Source organism: Streptomyces sp. NPDC058459 (assembly GCF_042721685.1).
In the GTDB taxonomy this organism is placed as follows: domain Bacteria; phylum Actinomycetota; class Actinomycetes; order Streptomycetales; family Streptomycetaceae; genus Streptomyces.
This window is the reverse complement of the sequence record NZ_JBHXLV010000130.1, coordinates 1-18,879: the sequence shown is the minus strand read 5'-3', so window position 1 is coordinate 18,879 and position 18,879 is coordinate 1. Positions and strand designations below refer to the sequence as shown.

The following is an 18,879-nucleotide window of genomic DNA, read 5'->3' as shown; positions in this document are numbered from 1 at the left end:
CCGGCTATCCCCAGATCGGCGAGGCCAGCGACATGACGCGCCAGGGCGCCCGTCGCCGCTGGCCGGGACTCTTCACCCACTCCAATGAAGCACCGACGGAGCACCCGATGATGACCACCCCCACCCGCCCCTTCGACGTCCTGCTCGTCGAGGACGACGTCGCCGACGCCCTCCTCATCGAGGAGGCCCTCTCCGAGCGCGGCGCACGCAACCTGGTCCAGGTCACCGACGGAGTCGCCGCGCTGGAACACCTGCGCTCCCCGGACAGCAGGCGTCCCGACCTCATCGTGCTCGACCTCAACATGCCCCGCATGAACGGGCGTGAGCTGCTCCAGGTCCTGAAGGCGGACGAGGAGCTGCAGACCATCCCCGTCGTCGTCCTCACCACGTCCTCCGCCCCGGAGGACGTCACCGGCGCCTACCACAGCCACGCCAACGCCTACGTGACCAAGCCCGTGAACCTGGCGGAGTTCGAGCAGGCCGTCCAGAGCATCGACGCCTTCTACCTGGAGACCGCCACCCGCCCGCCCCGCGCCTGAACCGCTCAGGCGCCCTGGAGGAAGAGGCAGAACAGGTGCCCGTGGGGGTCGCGCAGCACGCGTACGTCGTCCTGCGGCTGGTGTTCCTCCACCGTCGCGCCCAGGGCGCACGCGCGCTCGGTCTCCGCGGCGAGGTCGTCCACCTGGATGTCGAGGTGTGCCAACGGCTGCTGGTCATCGGGGCCGGCCGGCCACGCCGGCCGACGATGGTTCTTCTCCAACTGGAAGCTCAGGCTGGGGCGTTCGCGCTCCGGAGCCCTGAGCCGGACCCAGTCGTGGTCCCGGTCGGCCACCTCCCAGCCGAGCAGCGCGCTGTAGAAGTCGGCGAGCGCGAGCGGTTCGGGGGTGCCGAGCACGATGGCAGCGAGCGATGTCGTCATGCCCCATCCCTGCCCGCTCCCCCGGTGAACCATCCCACCGGGTCAGGCCCGCCGGCCCGCATCCACCAGGTCATTCGGTGCCGCTCACCGCGCGGAGCGCCCGAGTCATGAGCGCCGGTGTCAGACCCTGGCGCCGGTGTCAGACCCCGGCCATCTCCGGCCGCGACCGCTGCTGCTCGCCGACGCCGGACGGGCGGGGGCCGGGCGGCGGCGGCTTCGTCGGCCACCACAGCCAGGGGCCCGTGTCGACGGTGAAGGCCGGGAGGAGGAGCGGGCGGACGAACAGGGTGTCGAGAAGGACGCCCACGGCGACGATGATGCCGATCTGCGCGAGATAGCGCAGCGGCATGATGGTCAGCGCGGCGAAGGTGACGGCGAGCACCACCCCCGCCGAACTGATCGCGTTGCCCGTGGCGCGGAGTCCCCGCAGCGTGCCGGTCCGCTGCCCCGCGAGCAGGGACTCACGGCGGACGCGGTGCATGAGGAAGATGTTGTAGTCCACCCCGAGCGCGATGAGGAAGACGAAGGAGAAGAGGATCAGGGACGGCTCCGTCGCGGCCGAACCGAAGGCCACGGAGAAGATCAGCGCCGAGATGCCGAGCGCGGCCAGGAAGTTGGCCACGGCGACGACGACGAGCACGACCGGCAGCGCGATACTGCGCAGCAGTCCGAGCAGCAGCAGGAGCACGATCACCAGGACGGCGGGCAGTACCCGGGTGCGGTCCTGCTCGGCCGCCCGCTGCATGTCGTAGACCTGCGCCGGCTGACCGCCGACCTGGGCGCGGGCGCCCGCGGCGGCGCGGAGGCGGCCGACAGTCCGCTGGGCGCGTGCGCTGTCCGGGGCGCTGTCCAGGGTGGCCGCGACGGCCGTGCGGGCCGGGTCCCCGGTCGGCACGAGGTCCGTCCGGGCGACGCCCGCCGTGGCGGCGACCCGCTGCCGCATCCGTGCGGCGCCGTCGGCGTCGGCCACGACCACGGCCGGGCTGCCGGTCCCCGCCGGAAAACGAGCCTCCAGAGCCGACTGGGCGAGCACCGAGGGCGCCCGCGCCCCGAGGGCCTGGCCCAGCGGCAGGCCACCGGGTGCCAGCAGTACGGCGAGCGCCGCGCAGCCCGCGAGCACCACGCAGCCCACCGTCCACACCGGACGCGCGTGCCGCTCGACCACGGCCGACACCAGCGACCAGACCCGCCCGCCGGACCGCCCGGAGTGCGGCCCACGGGGCCAGAACATCGCACGGGGGCCGAGGAGTACGGCGGCCGGTACGAAGGTGAGCGCGGCCGGCACACAGCAGGCCATCGCCACCGCACCGGCCAGGGCGAGGGAACGGTTGGCGGGGAGGGCGCTGAGGAGCAGGGCGACCATGGCGCAGGCCACCGTCGCCGCGCTCGCCGTGATGGGCGCCCAACTCGCCCGCAGAGCCGTCCACATGGCGTCCCGGGCCGACATCTCCGGCGCGTGCTCGTGATACCGCGCCAGCAGGAGCAGGCCGTAGTCCGTCGTCGCGCCGATGACCAGCACCGAGAGGATGCCCTGCACCTGCCCGTCGACCGTCACCACGCCCCGGGTCCCCAGCGCGTACAGCACCGCACTGCACAGGGTCAGCGCGATGATCCCGGAGGCGGCCACCACGAGGGGCAGCAGGACGCTGCGGTGGACGAGGAACAGAATGGCGGCGACCGCGGCCAGCGCGATCATCAGCAGGCTGCCGTCGATGCCCTCGAACGACGTCTGCAGGTCGGCCTGCGCCGCCGCCGGACCGGCCAGCCGCACCCTGCTGTCCGGCAGTGCGCCCGCGATCTTCCTGACGCGCTCCAGAGCGGGCCGGAGCCGTGACTCGTCCGGGTCGGCGAGCGTGACGACTCCCACGAGAGCCCGGCCGTCGGCCGAGGAGGTCACGGGGCCGGCGGACCCGGCGGAACGGGGCAGCGCGCCGAGGACCTGCTGTGCGGCCGCCGGGCTCAACCGCCTGCCCGTGGCCTGCCCCGCCACCGCCTCCCACACCAACACGACCGGCGGCCCCACGGCCGGTCCACCTCGGCCGAGTTCCTCCGCCACGCGGCTGGACTCGGCCGTGGCGGGCAGCGTCATCGTCGGCCGCTGCGCCGCCACCGAGGCGAGCCGGCCGGGGAAGGCGGCCGTGCACACGGCCACGACCAGCCAGGCGGCCACGACGAACACCGGGAACCGCGCCACCACGAACTGCTCGCGGAACGAGCGCACGACATCACCTCACGCATGGGGACGAGCACGGCGCCGAGTGCAAGGATGCTCGACCTCATCGACGGTGATCCGACGCCGCCGCCCCGCGCGGATCGGTGCGAGGACCCGGATTGACTCGTATGGCGGCACCGGCCCGGAGCCCCGTCGTCCCCCGTGCCCGTCAGCTGTACACGAGCAGGCGGTCGCAGGTGCTCGTGCCGTCGTGGAGCGAGTTGTCGCTGTTGAGGACGTAGAAGGCGTTGGCGAAGCCGGTCGCCGTGATCTTCGGGACCACGATGATGGTCTGGTCCGCCATGCTCAGGGAGTTCGGCCGCGCCACGTTCCGGTACACCAGGTCGAACAGGTTGGCCGTCAGGTTGGGCAGCCGGAGGATGCGGTACTCCCGGTCACCTCCCGTGCCCGAGATGGGGGCGTGGTTGGCCGGGGCCGCCCACTGCGACGGAGACGTGGCCATGCGGCCCTGCGCCTCCAGATCTTGGAGCCGCCGCTGCGTGCTCGGCCGGACACCGGCCAGGTGGATGTGGAGCTGGTCGAGCCGGCGGGCGCCCTGCGAGTTGATCCCCAGCCCGATGTACGTGGACTGCACGGGGACGCTTCCGCCGCCGCGCGCGGTCTCCCACGCCTCGTGCCAGTAGTTCGCGACGCCGCTGGTCTCCAGGAACGGGCATTCGATCCCCGTGATGCGGCATGTCGGCACCAGGAGGTAGTTCTTCGTGCTCTGCGGCTTCCCGCGCAGCACGATGTAGTTCGGGGTCATCTTCAGGCAGTCCGGCTTCTGCCCCGACGGGGGAACCTTCCCGCTGACGCAGTACTGGACGTCGTTCCACAGCGGCTCGTTGTCCGTGGGCCGGCCGCAGATGCCCTGGAGCTGGGCGGGGGGACACGGGCTCGCGCCGCCGGGCGGGGGAGGCGTGGTGGGGCACGTGCCGGGAGTCGGGCCGGTACCGCCCGCCGCCACGGCCGTCCCGCCGCTCAACGCCGCCGCCCCGGTCAGCAGCGTTCCGGCACCTGCGGCTCCGGAGAGTGCGACGAATTGACGCCGGGGTAGCTCGTTCGCGTTCTGCTGGTCAGTCATGTCTGATCTCCGGGGGACGACCGCTGGCTGGGGTTTCTGCAGGGTAGGTCCCGGAAGTCGATCTGCGGCGATGTACCCACCGGCCGAACGAGTGAGGGCGGGGGCGGCGGTACGCGGCATCGGCGATGCCGGAGAGCCGCCCGGCCCTGCCCGCCCGAGTGGCGTACCGCCCCGAGCGGCGATGATCAGGAAGCTGAACCCGATGGATCGTGCATGCTTCTGTACATCTCCTGCCAAGATCAAGTGGAGGTCGAGTTCTGCCCGGCGGCCGTCGCCGGCCGGTCCCGCAGGGCCAGCAGGGTCCAGCCCCGGCCGGACGGGTCCAGGGGCCTGGTCGCGCTGGTGAAGAGTTCCGCCGCCCGGCGGTAGGAGAGCCGGCCGCGACCGGTCAACGGGCAGCGGTCGGCCGGGGGTGTGGCAGCAGGGGCCCGGCGGGCGGTGACGAAGACCGGGCCCGCGGTGCGGCCGGCCAGCAGGAGAGGCAGCAGGCGGGCCGCGCCCTCGCCCCAGCGTTGTACTGCTCCTTGTCGAAGCCGACGGGGCGGCCGCCTCCGCTCCCACGGCGGCGACGGTGCGCAGGGAGCTTCGGTGTCCGCGGAGCCTCCCCGCGGTCGCCGGCGGCGGGCAGGTGGGCACGGCAGGACGTCGAGTCGACGCCCACCATGCTCGGGAGCCCCGTCCGCGCACGGGACAAGATCCCGTTGATCACCCTCCGGTGGTCGGCCCATCGCCCGCCGCGCGACACGCCTCAGGCCAGCGGCTTGTTCAGGATGGCCTTGCGGTGGCTGAAGGTGTCCAGGGAGTAGCGGCCGTGGTAGTTGCCCATGCCGCTCTCGCCGACGCCGCCGAAGGGGAGGTCGGAGACGGTGAGGTGGGCGAGGGGGAGGCCGTGGCCGAGGCCGCCGGAAGAGGTCTCGGCGGCGATGCGGTCGCGGGTGGTGCCGGAGTCGGTGAAGACGTACAGCGCGAGGGGCTTGTCGCGGTCGTTGATGAAGTCCACTGCCGCGTCCAGGTCCGGCACGGTGACGATCGGGAGGATGGGTCCGAAGATCTCCTCCCGCATGACGGGCGCCTCGGGCGCGACGTCGGCCAGGACGGTCGGGGCGATGTACTTGGTCCTACGGTCGCTGTCCCCGCCGACCGCCACCCGGCCGGAGTCGAGCAGGCCGGAAAGGCGGTCGAAGTGGCGCTCGTTGACGATCCGGCCGTACTCGGGCGAGGCCGCCGGGTCGGTGCCGTAGAGGCCCTCGATCGCGCGGACGAGCGCCGTCTCCAGTGCGGGGGCGGTCTCCGGGTCGGTGAGGACGTAGTCGGGGGCGACGCAGGTCTGCCCGGCGTTCAGGAACTTGCCGCGGGCCAGCCGGTCGGCGACCACGTCGAGGTCGGTGCCCCGGTCGACGAACGCCGGTGACTTGCCGCCGAGTTCGAGGGTGACCGGGGTGAGGTGCTCGGCCGCCGCACGCATGACGACACGGCCCACGGTGCCGTTGCCGGTGTAGAAGATGTGGTCGAAGCGCTCGGCCAGCAGGGCCGTGGTCTCCGGGATGCCGCCCTCGACCACGGCGACGGCGTCGGTGTCGAGGTAGGCCGGGATCAGCTCGGCCAGCGCGGCGGAGGTGGCCGGGGCCAGTTCGCTCGGCTTCGCCACGACCGCGTTGCCCGAGGCGAGGGCGCCGACCACGGGGGCGAGCAGGAGCTGGGCCGGATAGTTCCAGGGCGCGATGACGAGGACGACACCGAGCGCGTCGTACTGCGTCCATGCGGTGGCGTCGGCGCCGAGGTGCGCGGGGACCGGGGCCGGCTCGGGGCGCAGCCACTCGTCCAGGTGGGCCAGGGTGTGGTCGATCTCGCGGACCGTGAAGTCGATCTCCGTACGGCGGGCCTCGCTGGCGCTCTTGCCCAGGTCGGCGTGGAGCGCGGCGGCGAGTTCGGCGCCGCGCTCGGTGAGCATCGCCCGCAGGCGGCGCAGCTGCTCCTTGCGCCACTCGACGGACTTCGTCCGGCCGGTACGGAAGGTACCGCGCAGCCGGGCCACGGTGTCGGCGGGCCGCTCGGTGGGGGAGTGGGTCACGGGTGCCTCGCATCCTCGATGATCAGATGTAAACACCAACCTTTCAGGGAGCGGAACGAATTCCGCGCACTGCCTGGAATGACGTGGATCACGGCGCGCCGACGGCGACGCCGGCCGCCGCCGGTGCGGGGTGACGCGCCGTCGAGGCGGACGCCCCCGGTGGCCTGATGCCGATCACCCTCCGCCACGGCACCCGACTCCGAGGGCGCACCGACTTCCTCTGGGCGCGCGTGACGCCGCCTGACGGTCCGTCACGGACCCGGGTGGCATTCCGGGCGGTTAAGGTTCGCTTCGGACACCGACCACGACAGGAGATTCGCTGTGAGCCCCGACGGCATACCGGCAGCTCTCGCCCCCGGCGGCGCACGGGACGCGGACGCCCGTAAGCAGCGCCTGCGCCGCCGGCTGGAGCGGCTGATAGGAGTGGCCGCGACCGAGGGGAACGAGCTGATCCCGCTGCGCAACGGCAGCGCCATCTTCCCCGCGATGCTGGACGCGATCGGCTCGGCCCGGCACACCATCGACATGATGACCTTCGTGTACTGGCGGGGCCAGATCGCCCACGACTTCGCCGCCGCCCTCGCCGACCGGGCGCGGGACGGAGTACGGGTACGGCTGCTGCTCGACGGCTTCGGCGCCAAGCAGATCGAGCCGGCGCTGCTGGACCTGATGGACACCGCCGGGGTCCAAGTGGCCTGGTTCCGCAAGCCCGTATGGCTCTCCCCCTTCAAGCAGAACCACCGCTGCCACCGCAAGGCACTGATCGTGGACGAGGACACCGCCTTCACCGGCGGCGTCGGCATCGCGGAGGAGTGGTGCGGCGACGCCCGCAACCCGGGCGAGTGGCGCGACACCCACGTCCAGGTGCGCGGACCGGCGGTCGACGGGATCGCCGCCGCCTTCGCCCAGAACTGGGCCGAGTGCCACGACGAACTCTTCGACGACCGCGACCGCTTCACCGAGCACGAGCAGATCGGCGACTCCGTCGTCCAGGTCGTGCGCGGCTCGGCCAGCATCGGGTGGCAGGACATGCAGACCCTCATCCGGGTCATGCTCTCCTCCGCCGAGGAACGCTTCCGTCTCGCCACGGCCTACTTCGCCCCGGACGACTACTTCATCGACCTGCTGTGCCGCACCGCCCGCCGGGGCGTCGAGGTGCAGATCCTGCTGCCCGGCCCGCACACCGACCAGCGGGCCTGCCAGCTGGCCGGACAGCACCACTACACCAAGCTGCTGGGCGCCGGCGTCGAGATCCGCCAGTACCAGCCGACGATGATGCACGCCAAGATCATCACCGTGGACTCGGTGGCGTCCCTGATCGGCTCCACCAACTTCAACCGCCGCTCGATGGACCACGACGAGGAGATCATGCTCGCCGTGCTGGACGAGGAGTTCACCGCGTCCCTCGACCGGGACTACGACGCGGACCTGGAACAGAGCGTGGCCATCGACCTGGCCAGATGGCGGCGCAGGGCGGCGTTCCAGCGCCTGAAGGAGGCCGCGGTCACCCCCGTGAGACGCTTCCTGTGACGAAGGGCGGACGGCGGTAGCCGGAAGGAAGGCAGCTGAGGGTGTTCTCGGTGGAAGTCAGACAGCACGCGCTGGGCGTGCTGTTCGTGTTGTCCGGGGAGCTGGACTTCGACAGCGTGGTGCAACTGCACGAGGCTGCCGACGACGAACTCGCCAGGTCGAAGGGGTCGTTGCCGGTCGTGGTCGACTGTGCCGCACTGACCTTCTGCGACTCCTCCGGGATCAGCGCCCTGCTCCGTCTCTACCAGCGGCTCACCGCCGAGCAGCGGGCGCTCCGGCTGGCGGCCGTACCCGCCTCGGTGTCGCGTCTGTTCAACTTGACAGGTTTGGATCAGCTCTTCTCCGTGCACATGGACGCTGCTGAGGCCCTTGCCGCAGGCTCGCACGGACGTGGCGACGTCGAAGCGGATCAACAGAACGAGGAGCGGAGCGCATGACGCTCGTACCGGGGCTGAACGAACCCGAGTCCGGCGGGCCGGTGGTGGCCCCGACCGGCCTGGACGACGATCTGCGGGCGCTGTTCGGGCACTCCACGTCCGTGTTCGCCTCCCTCGCCGGACCGGCGCACATGCTGGAGTCGGCGAACCCGGCGTTCTTCGCCGCGATCGGCGACGCGGAGCGCGCCCGCACCGGCCTGCCGCTCGCGGAACTGATGCCGGAACTGGCCGAGCAGGGCCTCATCGCCCTGCTGGACAAGGTGTTCCGCACCGGCCGTTCCGTCACCGGCCGGGACCGCCGGGTCGTGCTCGGCTCCGGCGCCGGCGCGCGCGAGATGTTCTTCGACTTCACCTACGAGCCTCGGCTCGACGCCGGTGGCAATGTGACCGGCGTACGCGTCATCGGCGTCGAGACCACCCAGGTGCGGCAGGCCCAGCGGCTCACCGCCGAGCAGGCGGCGCTGCTGGAGCAGATCGCCCGCCAGGCCCCGCTGAGCGACGTGCTGCACGGCATGGCACGGGTCATCGAGGACCTGGCGCCCGAGGAGGTGCTGGTCTCGGTGCTGCTCGCCGACGCCGACGGCCGCCACCTGCGCCACGGCGCCGCCCCCAGCCTCCCCGACTTCTACAACCAGGCCATCGACGGCATCGCCGCCGGTGACGGCGTGGGCTCCTGCGGTACGGCCGCCCACCGCCGGCAGAGCGTGATCGTCTCCGACATCGCCACGCACGAGTACTGGACCGACTTCCGGGAGCTGGCCCGGAAGGCCGGACTCGCGGCCTGCTGGTCCACCCCCGTGCTGGCCCGCGACGGATCGCTGCTCGGCACCTTCGCCATGTACCACCGCACACCCCGCTCGCCGCAGGACAACGACCTCGCGCTCGCCCGGATCTTCGCGAAGACCGCCGCCCTGGCCATCGAACGCCACCAGGCCGAGCAGGCCCGGCAGGCCGCCGAGGCCCGCGAGAAGGCCGCCCGCGCCGACCTCGCCTTCCTGCTGGACGCCAGCACCTCCCTCGCCCACGACCTGGACACCGCCCAGACCTTCCAGCGCCTCGCCGACGCCTGCAGCCCCGCCCTTGCACCGCTGTGCGCGGTCGACATCGTGGAGTCCGGCCGCGTACGCCGCATCGCGACAGCCGCCCCGGACGCCGGGCGCGCCGCCCTGCTGGCCTCCCACATCCCGGTCTACGACGCCGCCGACGACGCGGTGGCCCGGGTCCTCGCCTCCGGGGTCAGCGAGGTGGCCCGCCGTACGCCCACCGGGCCGGGGCCCTGGCACGACCTCGGCGTCACCGGCTATCTGTGCGTCCCGCTGCTCGACCGCGGCGACACCGTCGGCACCATGACCCTGCTCAGCATCGGTGACCACAGCTTCGACGGACACACCGTCGCGCTCGCCGAGGAACTCGCCCGCCGGGCCTCCGCCGCCGCCCGCAACGCCCGCCAGTACACCCACCGGGTCACCCTCGCCCGCGACCTCCAGGCCGGTCTGCTGCTGCCCGGCGTACCCGATGTGCCCGGCGCCGACGTGGCCACCTACTACCACCCCGCCGGCGAGGGACTCGACATCGGCGGGGACTTCTACGACGTCTTCCCGCTGCGGGACGGCCGGTGGGCGTTCATGCTCGGCGACGTCTGCGGCCGTGGCGCGACCGCCGCGACCACCACCGCCCTGGTCCGGCACACCGCCCGTGCCGTCGCACCGCTGCTGCCCGGCCCGCAGGCCGTGGTCGAGGCCGTCAACCGGGCGCTGTGCGACCGCCCCGGCAGCCACGGCACCGGCTTCGTCACGCTCGTCTACGGGCAGTTCACCCCGACCCCGGACGGTCTGGACATCGAGCTGATCCGGGCCGGGCACACCGCACCGCTCGTCCTCGACACCGGGCACACGGTCCGCGCCGTGAACGCGTCCGGACTCCTCCTCGGCGTCGCCCCCGACCCGCGGGTCAGCCCGCGTCAGGTCCGGCTGCGCCCGGGAGAGAGCCTCCTGCTCTACACCGACGGACTCACCGAGGCCCGCTCGCCGGCCGGCGAGCAGTTCGGCGAGGAACGCATGGCCGAGGCCCTGGCCGGGTCCCCGCGGACACCGGCCGCGCGGCACCTCATCGACACGCTGACCGACGCCATGCGTGTCTTCACCGGCGGCCATGACATCGACGACGACCAGGCCGTCCTCGTCCTCACGGCGACCGGACCCGTGGACTCCTAGCGGTCCGGCCGGGGGGCGGGTCCGGTGCGGGCGGTGCCGAGGATCACGCGGGCCGCGATGAGCACTCCGAGATTCGGGGCGAGCATCCCCGCCACGCCCGAGACACCGGTGACTGCCGTGCCCGTCAGGAACAGGCGGCGCCGATCGGCGCCAGGGAGACCGAGAGGACGGAGGAGTTGACCGGGTTGAGCACGGAACCCGGCATCATCGGGGCGGGCGGACGCCGGTCGAAGCCGTCGCTCTTCCCTGCCTCGCGGGGGAGCGGTTGCCGCGGGGTCACGAGCGCACGACCCGGTCCTGCCGGGACACGAGCCCCCGCTCCTCCAGGACGGCCGCGGTCACGGCCACCGACTGGTGCCGCACCCGCTCCGCGGCGGCAGGCTCACTGACCGACGCCTCCCCGTCCTTGTCGAGCCGGCTCAGCACGGACGTCCGCGACGGCGTCAGATCACCGGGGTCGTAACTCTCCCGCATCCGCCGCCGCGGCCGGCTGACCACCACCCGGAACTCGTGCGCCGCACGCACAGCGGATTCGGACACACCGGCGGTGTCAGCGATGTCGGTCATGTGTACAGACCGACTTGCGCAGTCCAGACCGCGCGATACGCGGCGTGTCGCGCGGCCGGGGTTCTCCCGCAGGGCGCCGGGGGTCCGGGGGTCCTGCGCCGGGCTGCGGAGACAGCGGTCGGCGCGGGGTGTTCAGCCCGCCGTCAGCGCGGAGACCAGGCTCGCCACCGTCACGGTGTTGAAGACGAACGCGATGACCGAGTTCGCCGAGACCGTACGCCGTATCGGCAGCGAGACCACGCTCACGTCGGTCGCGCCGAAGGTCGTCATGACCGACAGGGCGAAGTACACGTAGTCGCCCCAGACGGGGGACTCGGAGCCGGGGAAGTCCAGGGCGCCGCCGCCCTCCACGATGTCGTCGGCCTGGAAGGTGACCGCGAAGGACACGGCCACGCAGACCCAGGCGACCGCGACGAGCGCGAGTGCGACCAGGACGCGGGGGATCACGGGGAACGTGGTTCCGAGGTGGCCGGGGAGCCACACCACCGCGACCGCCAGCGCGGCCGCCGCGATGAAGAGCGACACCCCCGGACCGGGCGCGGTGCCGATGACGTACCGCTGGAGCACGGTGCCCCGGCTCTCCCGCTCGGCCCAGGTCCGGATGCGCTCGGGGGAGGCGGTGGAGAAGGCGCCGAGCGTGAGCGCGAGGTAGGGCAGCAGATAGGCGAACAGCGCCAGTACGCCGATGTCCCCGGCCGAGAGTCCCGCCGTGTGGCCGGTGAGGACGAGCAGGGAGAGGACCGCCGCGGTGCAGGCCGCGACGAGCACGCTCGCCGTGGCCCGGCGTCGTTCGGAGAGCCAGTGCTGCACCGGGAGCCTCTCTGCGTCGGGTCGTATTCGCGGCCCTGGGTGACGATAGGGTCTCGCGCGGCCCCAGCCGTGGAGCCGCGACCGTTCTCAGGCGACCGGACCTCGAACGCGACGGCCTCACCACGGTCCCGCACTCCGGCCGTCGGTCTCGTCCCGCCATCCGTGGGCGGGGTGCAGCCAGTGCCACCTCAGGACGGACAGAGGTGTTACCGACACGGCTCAGCGGACACCAGAAGGTTGATCACGAGCCCGACGGTCGGGTTCCCGATCCCGGAAGGGACCTCCGACGTGGCCCTCGCCTCCTACGCCCTCCCGAGCAGCGCAGCTCACGGCCGGATACTCGTCGGCGCCGGACTCGCCCTGCTGCCCTGGCTCGGCTACCTCGCGGGCACCCTGCCGCCCGCCGAGGCCGCCGCCTGGGTGGCCCTCGACGCACTGGAGGCCGCCGCACTGCTCACCGCGGGGAGCCGTCTGCTGCGCGACGGTACCCGTCACCGCGCCCCCGCTGCCGCCGCCGCCTTGCTCCTCCTGGCCGACGCCTGCGGGGACCTCGCCATTTCCGCGCCGGGCCCGGAACTGGCCCGCGCCGTCGCCATGGCCGTGGTCGCGGAACTTCCTCTCGCGGCCCTGTGCACGGCACTCGCCGCCCGCCCCGGGCCCCGTACCCGGCGAGGAGCAAGGCGAAGGTATGCCGGCCGGCCACGATCCGGGCCGAACCGCCGAGCGACGGCGGCGGCGCCCGCCGCACCCTGCCACCGACCGTCAATCACATCTTGACGGCAACAGAACGTCAACTTAATCTTGACGCATGAGTCCACTCGACATCCATCTCGCCGACCTGATCGCCCGCCTCGACGAAGAACTCCCCGGCGCCGGAGACCTCGCCCGCATCAGTGAGGCAAGGCTGCGGGCGCAGACGCTGTCCGATCTCGGGGATCAGCTCATCGACCACTACGTGAGCAAGGCCAAGCGGTCCGGCGCGTCCTGGACCGAGATCGGGGACGCCATCGGGGTGTCCAAGCAGGCCGCCCAGCAACGGCACGCGCCCACGGCGTTCGAACGGTTCACCGAGCCGAACCGGCACGGCATCGTGCTGGCGCAGGAGGCCGCGCGGACGCACCGGCACGACTCCATCGGCACCGAACACCTGCTGCTCGGGCTCCTCGGGGAGTCCCAGGGGCTGGCGTACGAGGTGCTGGTGGCGAAGGCCGGGTCGGAGCAGCGCGTCCGGGACGCGGTCGCGGAGGCGCTGCCCCCGGCCGGGGCGAAGGCGCTCCGGGGGCACATCGCCTTCCGGGAGGAGAGCAAGGCGGCCATCGAGCAGGCGCGGAACGCGTCGGCCGAGCTGGGTCACGACCGGGTCGGCACCGAGCACCTGCTGCTGGGTCTGATCCGGGTCGAGGCAAGCCCCGCCGCCCGGATCATGCGCGAGCTGGGCTTCACGCCGGACGAGCTGCGCGAGACGGTCGCCGCGCGCGGCGGACACTGACGGCACGTCAGGTCAGGGAGTCCCAGAAACCTGTCAACGCCTCGATCACGGCCGCTGGTTCGTACACGTTCGGCGAGTGCCCGCCGCCCATGATCTCCGTGTAGCGGGCGCCCAGCTCGCGTGCCATCGCGGCCGCTTCGCGCTCCGGCCAGGTCTCCTCCGGGGTGCCGAAGACGACCGAGGCGGGGACGCCGCAAGCGCGGAGCGCCGCGCTGCGGTCCGGTTCGGTGAGCATCCGCTCGGCGGCCAGGCGGAGGGCCTCCGGGGCGTTGCGGGACCAGCGGTCCGAGAGGAAGGTGAGCACTTCCTCGGGTACTCCGCCGTCCTCCGGGCGGAGGAACGGCCACAGCTGGGGGACCGGGGTCGTGCGCAGGGCGTCCAGCAGGAGTTCCAGCCGGCCTCGCGTCGGCTCGGACACGGCTGCCGGGCCGAAGTTCAGCAGCGTGAGCGAGGCCCAAGTAATAGCGGGAGAAGGGGAGTTCAGTACGGCCAGGCGTGACACCAGCCCGCCGTAGGAGTGGCCCACCAGCCGCACCGGGCCACCCAGCACCGCCGCGAGTGCGATCACGTCCGACGCCAGATCCTCGGGCGCGTACGACGGCGCCTCGGACGCGGGGCCCGTCTCGTACTGGCCCCGCTGGTCGATGGCGACGACCCGGTAGCCCGCCTCGGCCAGCCCCGGCAGCAGCGGCAGGAAGTCCTCCTTGCTGCCGTTGAAGCCCGGTACCAGCAGAGCCGTACCGCGCGGGACACCGTCCGGGGGAGCGGCCGTGAACGCGGCGAACGTACCCCGGGCGGTGTCCAGGCGCACGCTCCGGACGCTGTCGGGGCGGGCGATCGAAAGGATCTGGCTCATGAGGGTGATGGTACGTAAGGGCTTGTCCCAGGAGTGGACGCCCTCTTGACGCGGCGTCCGGGCCGGGCCGACACTCCAAGTCGGGGAAGTCCAGCGAACGGGGTGGGGACGCATGACGCGCCTGGAGACGGTGACCGGCCGCAGCGGCCGCACGCCGTGGCGCGCGCCCCTCCTCACCTCCCGCCTGCACATCGACCTGCTGCGCGTGTGCAGCGCCATCGGACCGCGCCACTGACCTGGGCCTTAGCCCGTCCGAGCGCTTTCCTCACACCTCCTCGCCCTCTCAGCCGCCGCTGTTCCCGCAGGCGCGCCCGCGCGCCCTCGCCTCTGGGGAGACGTACGTATGCCCATCACCGCGCCGACCGCCCTGCCGACCGTCCGGCACAGTTCCGCCTTCCGTGGGCGGCTCGGCCAGGACGCCCGCAGCGGCCACTACGCCGTGCCGCACCGCTACCGGCTCCACCTCTCCACCGCCGACCCCGACGGACTGCGCCTCGCCATCGGCCACCGCCTGCTCGGCCTCGACGCGAGCTGTCCGGTCACCTGGCTCCCCGCCGTCCCCGACGCCCCGGACGGCGGGCACGCCGCGCTCCAGCCGCTCTACGAGGCGAGCGCCCACCGCTACTCCGGACCCGCGCACGCCCCCGTGCTCAGCGACGCCTGGTCCGGGCGCCTCGTCAGCACCCACGCCCCCGACATCCTGCGTGACCTGGACCTCTTCCCGCGCGCCGACGGTGCCCCGCTGCGGCCCCTCGGCTGGGAGTCCACCATCGACGCCGTGGAACGGCTCTGCGCCGAGGGCATCGAACAGGCCGCGCAGCGGGCGGGCCGCGCCGACGAGGACCCGGCCGGGCGGGCCGCCGCGCTCGACGTGCTCCTCGAAACCCTGAGCCGGCTGGAGCGCTGGCTCACCGAGGAGGAGTACCTCGCCGGCGGCCGGCTGACCGCCGCCGACATCGACCTCTGGGTCTCCCTGGTCCAGCTCGACACCGTGCACCGCTGCCACCTCGACGCCTCCGCCGTGCACCGGATCACCGGCTTCACCGCCCTGTGGTCCTACGCCCGCCGCCTCGCCGCCCACCCCGCCTTCGGCACCCACCTCGACCTCGACGGCATCGCCCGCCGCCACCACGGCCGCTGCCAGGGCCTCGAAGCCGCCGGGGCCGCCGTGCAGATCCTGGACTGGACGGCCCACGCCAGGGGCTAGCCGACAGCGTCCACCAGTACGGCCAGGGCACCGGCCAGCCGGTCCAGGCCCGCTCCGGGTGGTCCGCCGGGTTCCGTCATGTACGTGTCCCGGCGGAGCTCCACCATCAGCGCGCTCACCCGCCGCTCCCGGCCGTAGTGGGCGAGAGGTACGTACGTCCCGGCGAACGGGCTGTCCAGTCCCGTCTTCCCGTACGGCGAGAACGCCGACCGCGCCGCCGCCGTCAGCCCCGGCGGGGTGTGGAAGGCGTCCGTGCCCAGACACACCGCCGGACGCGGGCCCCCGCCGTGCAGCTCGTACGGCAGCGGCCGGGACGGGTAGGAGTGGACGTCGATCACCACCACCCGCCCGGTCGCGGCCAGCCGCTCCGTCACCGCGTCGGTGATCGCCTGGGCGTACGGCTCGAAGTACCGCTCGACCAACGGCTCCTGGCCGGTGCCCTCGGGCCGGAGCGGCTCTCCGTGCGTGGTGCGGGTGTAGACCGCGCCCATGCCCACGGCGCGCATCTCCTCCCGCTCGTCCGGGAACCGCTCCGGGTCCACCACCAGCCGTGACAGCCGGTTCACGAACCGCCACGGCCGCACCCCCGCCAGAGCGGCCGCCCGCTCGGCCAGTCCGGCCGTGTGCGCGTCCGTGATGTGGTCCAGCTCCCGCTCCAGAGCCGCGTCGCCGAGCAGCAGCCCCGCCCGCACCTCCGCCGGGATCACCCGCGAGGAATGCGGTACATGCAGCAGCACCGGCGACGACGGGTCACCGGGCAGCAGCTCGAACGAGGGCTCGGACACGGTCGGCTCCCAGGGATCAGCGCAGCAACTCGGCCACCAGTGTGCCGACCTGCTCCGTCTCGATCAGGAACCCGTCATGCCCGTACGGCGACTCCACCACCCGCACCCCGTCCGCCGACGGGATCAGCGCGGCCAGCTCCCGCTGCTGGGACAGCGGATAGAGCCGGTCGGAGTCCACCCCGGCGACCAGGGCGGGCGCCCGCACCCGCGCCAGCGCCGACCGCACACCACCCCTCCCACGCCCCACGTCATGCGCGTTCATCGCCTCGGTCAGCACCACGTAACTCCCCGCGTCGAAGCGGTGGACGAGCTTCTCGGCATGATGGTCCAAGTACGAGCCCACCTGGTAGCGGCCCCCGTGCCACGGGTCCTCGGCGCCCTGCGGAGCCCGGCCGAACCGGGTCTGGAGTTCCGCCTCGGCGCGGTAGGTCACGTGCGCCAGCCGGCGGGCCAGACCGAGTCCGTCCACCGGGCCGCGTCCGGCGGAGTGGTAGTCGCCGCCCCGCCAGTGCGGGTCGGCGCGGATGGCCCCCAGCTGGATCTGCGCCCAGGCGATCTGCTCCGCACTGGCGGACGCTGTCGTGGCCAGCAGCAGCAGCGCGCCGACCCGCTCCGGGTACGACACCGCCCACTCCGCCGCGCGCATCCCGCCCATCGAGCCGCCTACGACCAGCGCCCACCGCTCGATCCCGAGGGCGTCCGCGAGCCCGGCCTCCGCCGCCACCTGGTCCCGCTGGGTCAGGAACGGGAACGCCCCGCCCCAGGCCCGGTCGGTGCCCGGCCGGGAAGAGGCCGGGCCGGTGCTGCCCTGACAGCCGCCCAGCACGTTCGGCGCGACCACGAACCAGCGGTCCGTGTCCAGCGCCCGGCCAGGACCGACCAGCGCGTCCCACCAGCCGGGCGTGGGATGCCCTAGCCCGGCCGCACCCGCCGCATGGCTGTCACCGGTCAGCGCGTGCAGCACCAGGACGGCGTTGGCGCGGTCCGGTGCGAGTCGCCCCCAGGTCTCGAACGCCAGCCGGACGTCTGGCAGTTCACCGCCCGCCTCCAGCGGCAGCGGCGTGACCGCCGAGTGCCACCGGCGGCGCCCGGCGGGGTCCCCGTCCCGCCAGGCGCCGGTGACCGCCGCCGGCGGGGCGGGGTGGGCGCGCGGAACGGTGCTCAGGAGGCGCCCTTGGCCGCGCGGAACCCGGCCTCCAGATCCGCCTTCAGATCCGCCAGGTTCTCGATGCCCACCGACAGCCGGACCAGCCCCGGCGCGGTACCGGTCGCCCGCAGCTGCTCCTCGTCCAGCTGGCTGTGCGTGGTGGAGGCGGGGTGGATGATCAGGCTGCGTACGTCACCGATGTTGGCGAGGTGGCTGAACAGCTCCACCGCGTCCACGAACCTCTTGCCGGCCTCCACCCCGTCCCGCAGTTCGAAGGAGACGACGGCGCCGGAGCCGTCGGGCAGGTACTTCCGCCCGGCCTCGTACCACTTGCTGGACTCCAGCCCCGGATAGTGGACGGCGGCCACCTCGTCGCGGCTCTCCAGCCACTGGGCCAGGGCCAGCGCGTTGGCGGAGTGCCGTTCGAGGCGCAGGCTGAGCGTCTCCACGCCCTGGAGCAGCAGGAACGCCGAGTGCGGGGAGAGCGCCGGGCCCAGGTCGCGCAGCAACTGCACCCGCAGCTTGACCGCGAACGCACCCGGACCGAGCGCCGGCCAGTACCGCAGGCCGTGGTAGCTCGGGTCGGGCTCGGAGAAGTCCGGGAACCGCTCCGGGTGCGCGCCGAAGTCGAAGGTGCCGGCGTCCACCACCACACCCGCGATGGCGGTGCCGTGTCCGCCGAGGAACTTGGTCGCGGAGTGCACCACGATGTCCGCGCCGTGCTCGATGGGCCGCAGCAGATACGGGGTCGGCACCGTGTTGTCGACGATCAGCGGCACACCCGCGTCGTGCGCCACGTCCGCGACCGCCCGTACGTCGAGCACGTTGCCGCGCGGATTGCCCAGGGTCTCCGCGAACAGCGCCTTGGTGTTGGGCCGGATCGCCGCCCGCCAGGCGTCCGCGTCGTCCGGGTCGGCCACGAAGGACACCTCGATGCCCAGCCTCGGCAGGGTGTGCCGGAACAGGTTGTACGTGCCGCCGTACAGCGAGGCGCTGGAGACGATGTGGTCGCCCGCGCCCGCCAGGGTCAGCAGGGCGAGCGTCTCGGCGGCCTGCCCGGACGCCAGCGCGACGGCGGCGACCCCGCCCTCCAGCGCGGCGATCCGCTGCTCGAACACGTCCTGCGTCGGGTTGTGGATACGGGTGTAGATGTTGCCGGGCTCGGCCAGCGAGAACAGGTCGGCGGCGTGCTGGGTGTCCTGGAAGACGAAGGACGTGGTCTGGTAGATCGGGGTGGCGCGTGCCCCGGTCGTCGGGTCGGGGACCGCGCCGGCGTGGATCTGCCGGGTCTCGAAGGACCAGGCGGAGGTGTCGGGGCCGGCGGGCGGCTCGTCCGGGGTGTGGCCGGCGGTGACCGAGTCGATGGGCTGGCTGCTCATGGTGCTCCTCGTGCGGTGCGGGCGCGGGTTCGGGCACGAGACAAGCACGGGCCGGCAGCTCCGGACAGCCCGCCATGAACCCCGACACGAGGACTTCATGTACGCCACATCCCCGCAACACGGCCGCAGCAGAGCCCACTTGCGACCGTGCCCCGGCCGGAGAAGTCCGGCCG

At 73.0% G+C, this 18,879-nt stretch carries 18 protein-coding genes and 3 pseudogenes; 8 read left to right on the top strand and 13 right to left on the bottom strand.

What is annotated here, in order from left to right:
- On the top strand, positions 1-539 hold a 539-nt coding region (locus tag ACFWN1_RS22200), incomplete at its 5' end, for a response regulator (protein ID WP_384364486.1).
- A 5-nt stretch (positions 540-544) separates the two neighbouring features.
- Here the strand turns inward: ACFWN1_RS22200 and ACFWN1_RS22195 are convergent.
- The 6 genes and pseudogenes from ACFWN1_RS22195 to ACFWN1_RS22170 form a co-directional block, all read right to left on the bottom strand.
- Positions 545-919 (bottom strand): VOC family protein, encoded by a 375-nt coding sequence (locus ACFWN1_RS22195; protein ID WP_384364483.1) that lies wholly within the window; start codon positions 917-919, stop codon positions 545-547.
- 139 nt (positions 920-1,058) lie between these two features.
- Positions 1,059-3,140: an MMPL family transporter gene (locus ACFWN1_RS22190; protein WP_384364480.1), complete on the bottom strand. Its 2,082-nt coding sequence runs from the start codon at positions 3,138-3,140 to the stop codon at positions 1,059-1,061.
- 160 nt (positions 3,141-3,300) lie between these two features.
- Positions 3,301-4,215 (bottom strand): CDP-diacylglycerol diphosphatase, encoded by a 915-nt coding sequence (locus ACFWN1_RS22185; protein WP_384364477.1) that lies wholly within the window; start codon positions 4,213-4,215, stop codon positions 3,301-3,303.
- Positions 4,216-4,454: 239 nt separating this feature from the next.
- Positions 4,455-4,607: a hypothetical protein gene (locus tag ACFWN1_RS22180; protein ID WP_384364474.1), complete on the bottom strand. Its 153-nt coding sequence runs from the start codon at positions 4,605-4,607 to the stop codon at positions 4,455-4,457.
- A gap of 122 nt (positions 4,608-4,729) precedes the next feature.
- A pseudogene (locus tag ACFWN1_RS22175) lies at positions 4,730-4,954 on the bottom strand (hypothetical protein); the annotation flags it as partial.
- Between the two features lie 9 nt (positions 4,955-4,963).
- Positions 4,964-6,286: an aldehyde dehydrogenase family protein gene (locus ACFWN1_RS22170; RefSeq protein ID WP_384364471.1), complete on the bottom strand. Its 1,323-nt coding sequence runs from the start codon at positions 6,284-6,286 to the stop codon at positions 4,964-4,966.
- A 321-nt stretch (positions 6,287-6,607) separates the two neighbouring features.
- Between ACFWN1_RS22170 and ACFWN1_RS22165 the strand changes: the two genes are divergently transcribed.
- The 3 genes from ACFWN1_RS22165 to ACFWN1_RS22155 are packed head-to-tail and all read left to right on the top strand — an operon-like array spanning position 6,608 to position 10,466.
- Positions 6,608-7,816 (top strand): phosphatidylserine/phosphatidylglycerophosphate/cardiolipin synthase family protein, encoded by a 1,209-nt coding sequence (locus ACFWN1_RS22165; RefSeq protein WP_384364468.1) that lies wholly within the window; start codon positions 6,608-6,610, stop codon positions 7,814-7,816.
- Between the two features lie 50 nt (positions 7,817-7,866).
- Complete coding sequence (locus tag ACFWN1_RS22160) at positions 7,867-8,253, top strand: STAS domain-containing protein (protein ID WP_384364465.1); 387 nt, start codon at positions 7,867-7,869, stop codon at positions 8,251-8,253.
- A complete protein-coding gene (locus ACFWN1_RS22155; protein WP_384364462.1) occupies positions 8,250-10,466 on the top strand; it encodes a SpoIIE family protein phosphatase in 2,217 nt (738 codons plus the stop codon). The genes ACFWN1_RS22160 and ACFWN1_RS22155 overlap by 4 nt, the downstream gene beginning before the upstream one ends.
- A 35-nt stretch (positions 10,467-10,501) precedes the next feature.
- Here ACFWN1_RS22155 and ACFWN1_RS22150 read toward each other — a convergent pair.
- The 3 genes and pseudogenes from ACFWN1_RS22150 to ACFWN1_RS22140 all read right to left on the bottom strand — a co-directional run.
- A pseudogene (locus tag ACFWN1_RS22150) lies at positions 10,502-10,674 on the bottom strand (MFS transporter); the annotation flags it as partial.
- An 89-nt stretch (positions 10,675-10,763) separates the two neighbouring features.
- Positions 10,764-11,033 (bottom strand): annotated as a pseudogene (locus ACFWN1_RS22145) (MarR family transcriptional regulator); the annotation flags it as partial.
- 132 nt (positions 11,034-11,165) lie between these two features.
- Complete coding sequence (locus ACFWN1_RS22140; RefSeq protein WP_384364459.1) at positions 11,166-11,843, bottom strand: DUF1345 domain-containing protein; 678 nt, start codon at positions 11,841-11,843, stop codon at positions 11,166-11,168.
- A 237-nt stretch (positions 11,844-12,080) separates the two neighbouring features.
- Between ACFWN1_RS22140 and ACFWN1_RS22135 the strand changes: the two genes are divergently transcribed.
- Positions 12,081-12,620: a hypothetical protein gene (locus ACFWN1_RS22135; RefSeq protein WP_384364456.1), complete on the top strand. Its 540-nt coding sequence runs from the start codon at positions 12,081-12,083 to the stop codon at positions 12,618-12,620.
- 31 nt (positions 12,621-12,651) lie between these two features.
- The gene (locus tag ACFWN1_RS22130; protein WP_384364453.1) at positions 12,652-13,332 is read left to right on the top strand and encodes a Clp protease N-terminal domain-containing protein; all 681 of its coding nucleotides are present in this window, start codon (positions 12,652-12,654) and stop codon (positions 13,330-13,332) included.
- A 7-nt stretch (positions 13,333-13,339) separates the two neighbouring features.
- Here ACFWN1_RS22130 and ACFWN1_RS22125 read toward each other — a convergent pair whose 3' ends face one another.
- Positions 13,340-14,188 (bottom strand): alpha/beta fold hydrolase, encoded by an 849-nt coding sequence (locus tag ACFWN1_RS22125; protein WP_384364450.1) that lies wholly within the window; start codon positions 14,186-14,188, stop codon positions 13,340-13,342.
- A 112-nt stretch (positions 14,189-14,300) separates the two neighbouring features.
- Between ACFWN1_RS22125 and ACFWN1_RS22120 the strand changes: the two genes are divergently transcribed.
- Together ACFWN1_RS22120 and ACFWN1_RS22115 are read left to right on the top strand one after the other, a co-directional pair.
- Complete coding sequence (locus ACFWN1_RS22120) at positions 14,301-14,423, top strand: putative leader peptide (protein ID WP_272919437.1); 123 nt, start codon at positions 14,301-14,303, stop codon at positions 14,421-14,423.
- Between the two features lie 108 nt (positions 14,424-14,531).
- Entirely contained in the window at positions 14,532-15,395 is an 864-nt protein-coding gene (locus ACFWN1_RS22115; protein ID WP_384364447.1) for a glutathione S-transferase C-terminal domain-containing protein, read from the top strand.
- Here the strand turns inward: ACFWN1_RS22115 and ACFWN1_RS22110 are convergent.
- From ACFWN1_RS22110 to ACFWN1_RS22100, 3 genes are read right to left on the bottom strand one after another with little or no spacing between them, the layout of a single operon-like run.
- Complete coding sequence (locus ACFWN1_RS22110) at positions 15,392-16,180, bottom strand: N-formylglutamate amidohydrolase (RefSeq protein ID WP_384364444.1); 789 nt, start codon at positions 16,178-16,180, stop codon at positions 15,392-15,394. The two genes, ACFWN1_RS22115 and ACFWN1_RS22110, sit on opposite strands and share 4 nt — an antisense overlap.
- Positions 16,181-16,196: 16 nt before the next feature.
- Positions 16,197-17,345 carry a homoserine O-acetyltransferase gene (locus tag ACFWN1_RS22105; protein ID WP_384364489.1) on the bottom strand — a complete coding sequence of 383 codons (1,149 nt, stop codon included), beginning with the start codon at positions 17,343-17,345 and terminating at the stop codon, positions 16,197-16,199.
- Complete coding sequence (locus tag ACFWN1_RS22100; protein ID WP_384364441.1) at positions 17,342-18,706, bottom strand: bifunctional o-acetylhomoserine/o-acetylserine sulfhydrylase; 1,365 nt, start codon at positions 18,704-18,706, stop codon at positions 17,342-17,344. Before ACFWN1_RS22100 ends, ACFWN1_RS22105 begins: the two co-directional genes overlap by 4 nt.
- Positions 18,707-18,879 lie beyond the last annotated feature (173 nt).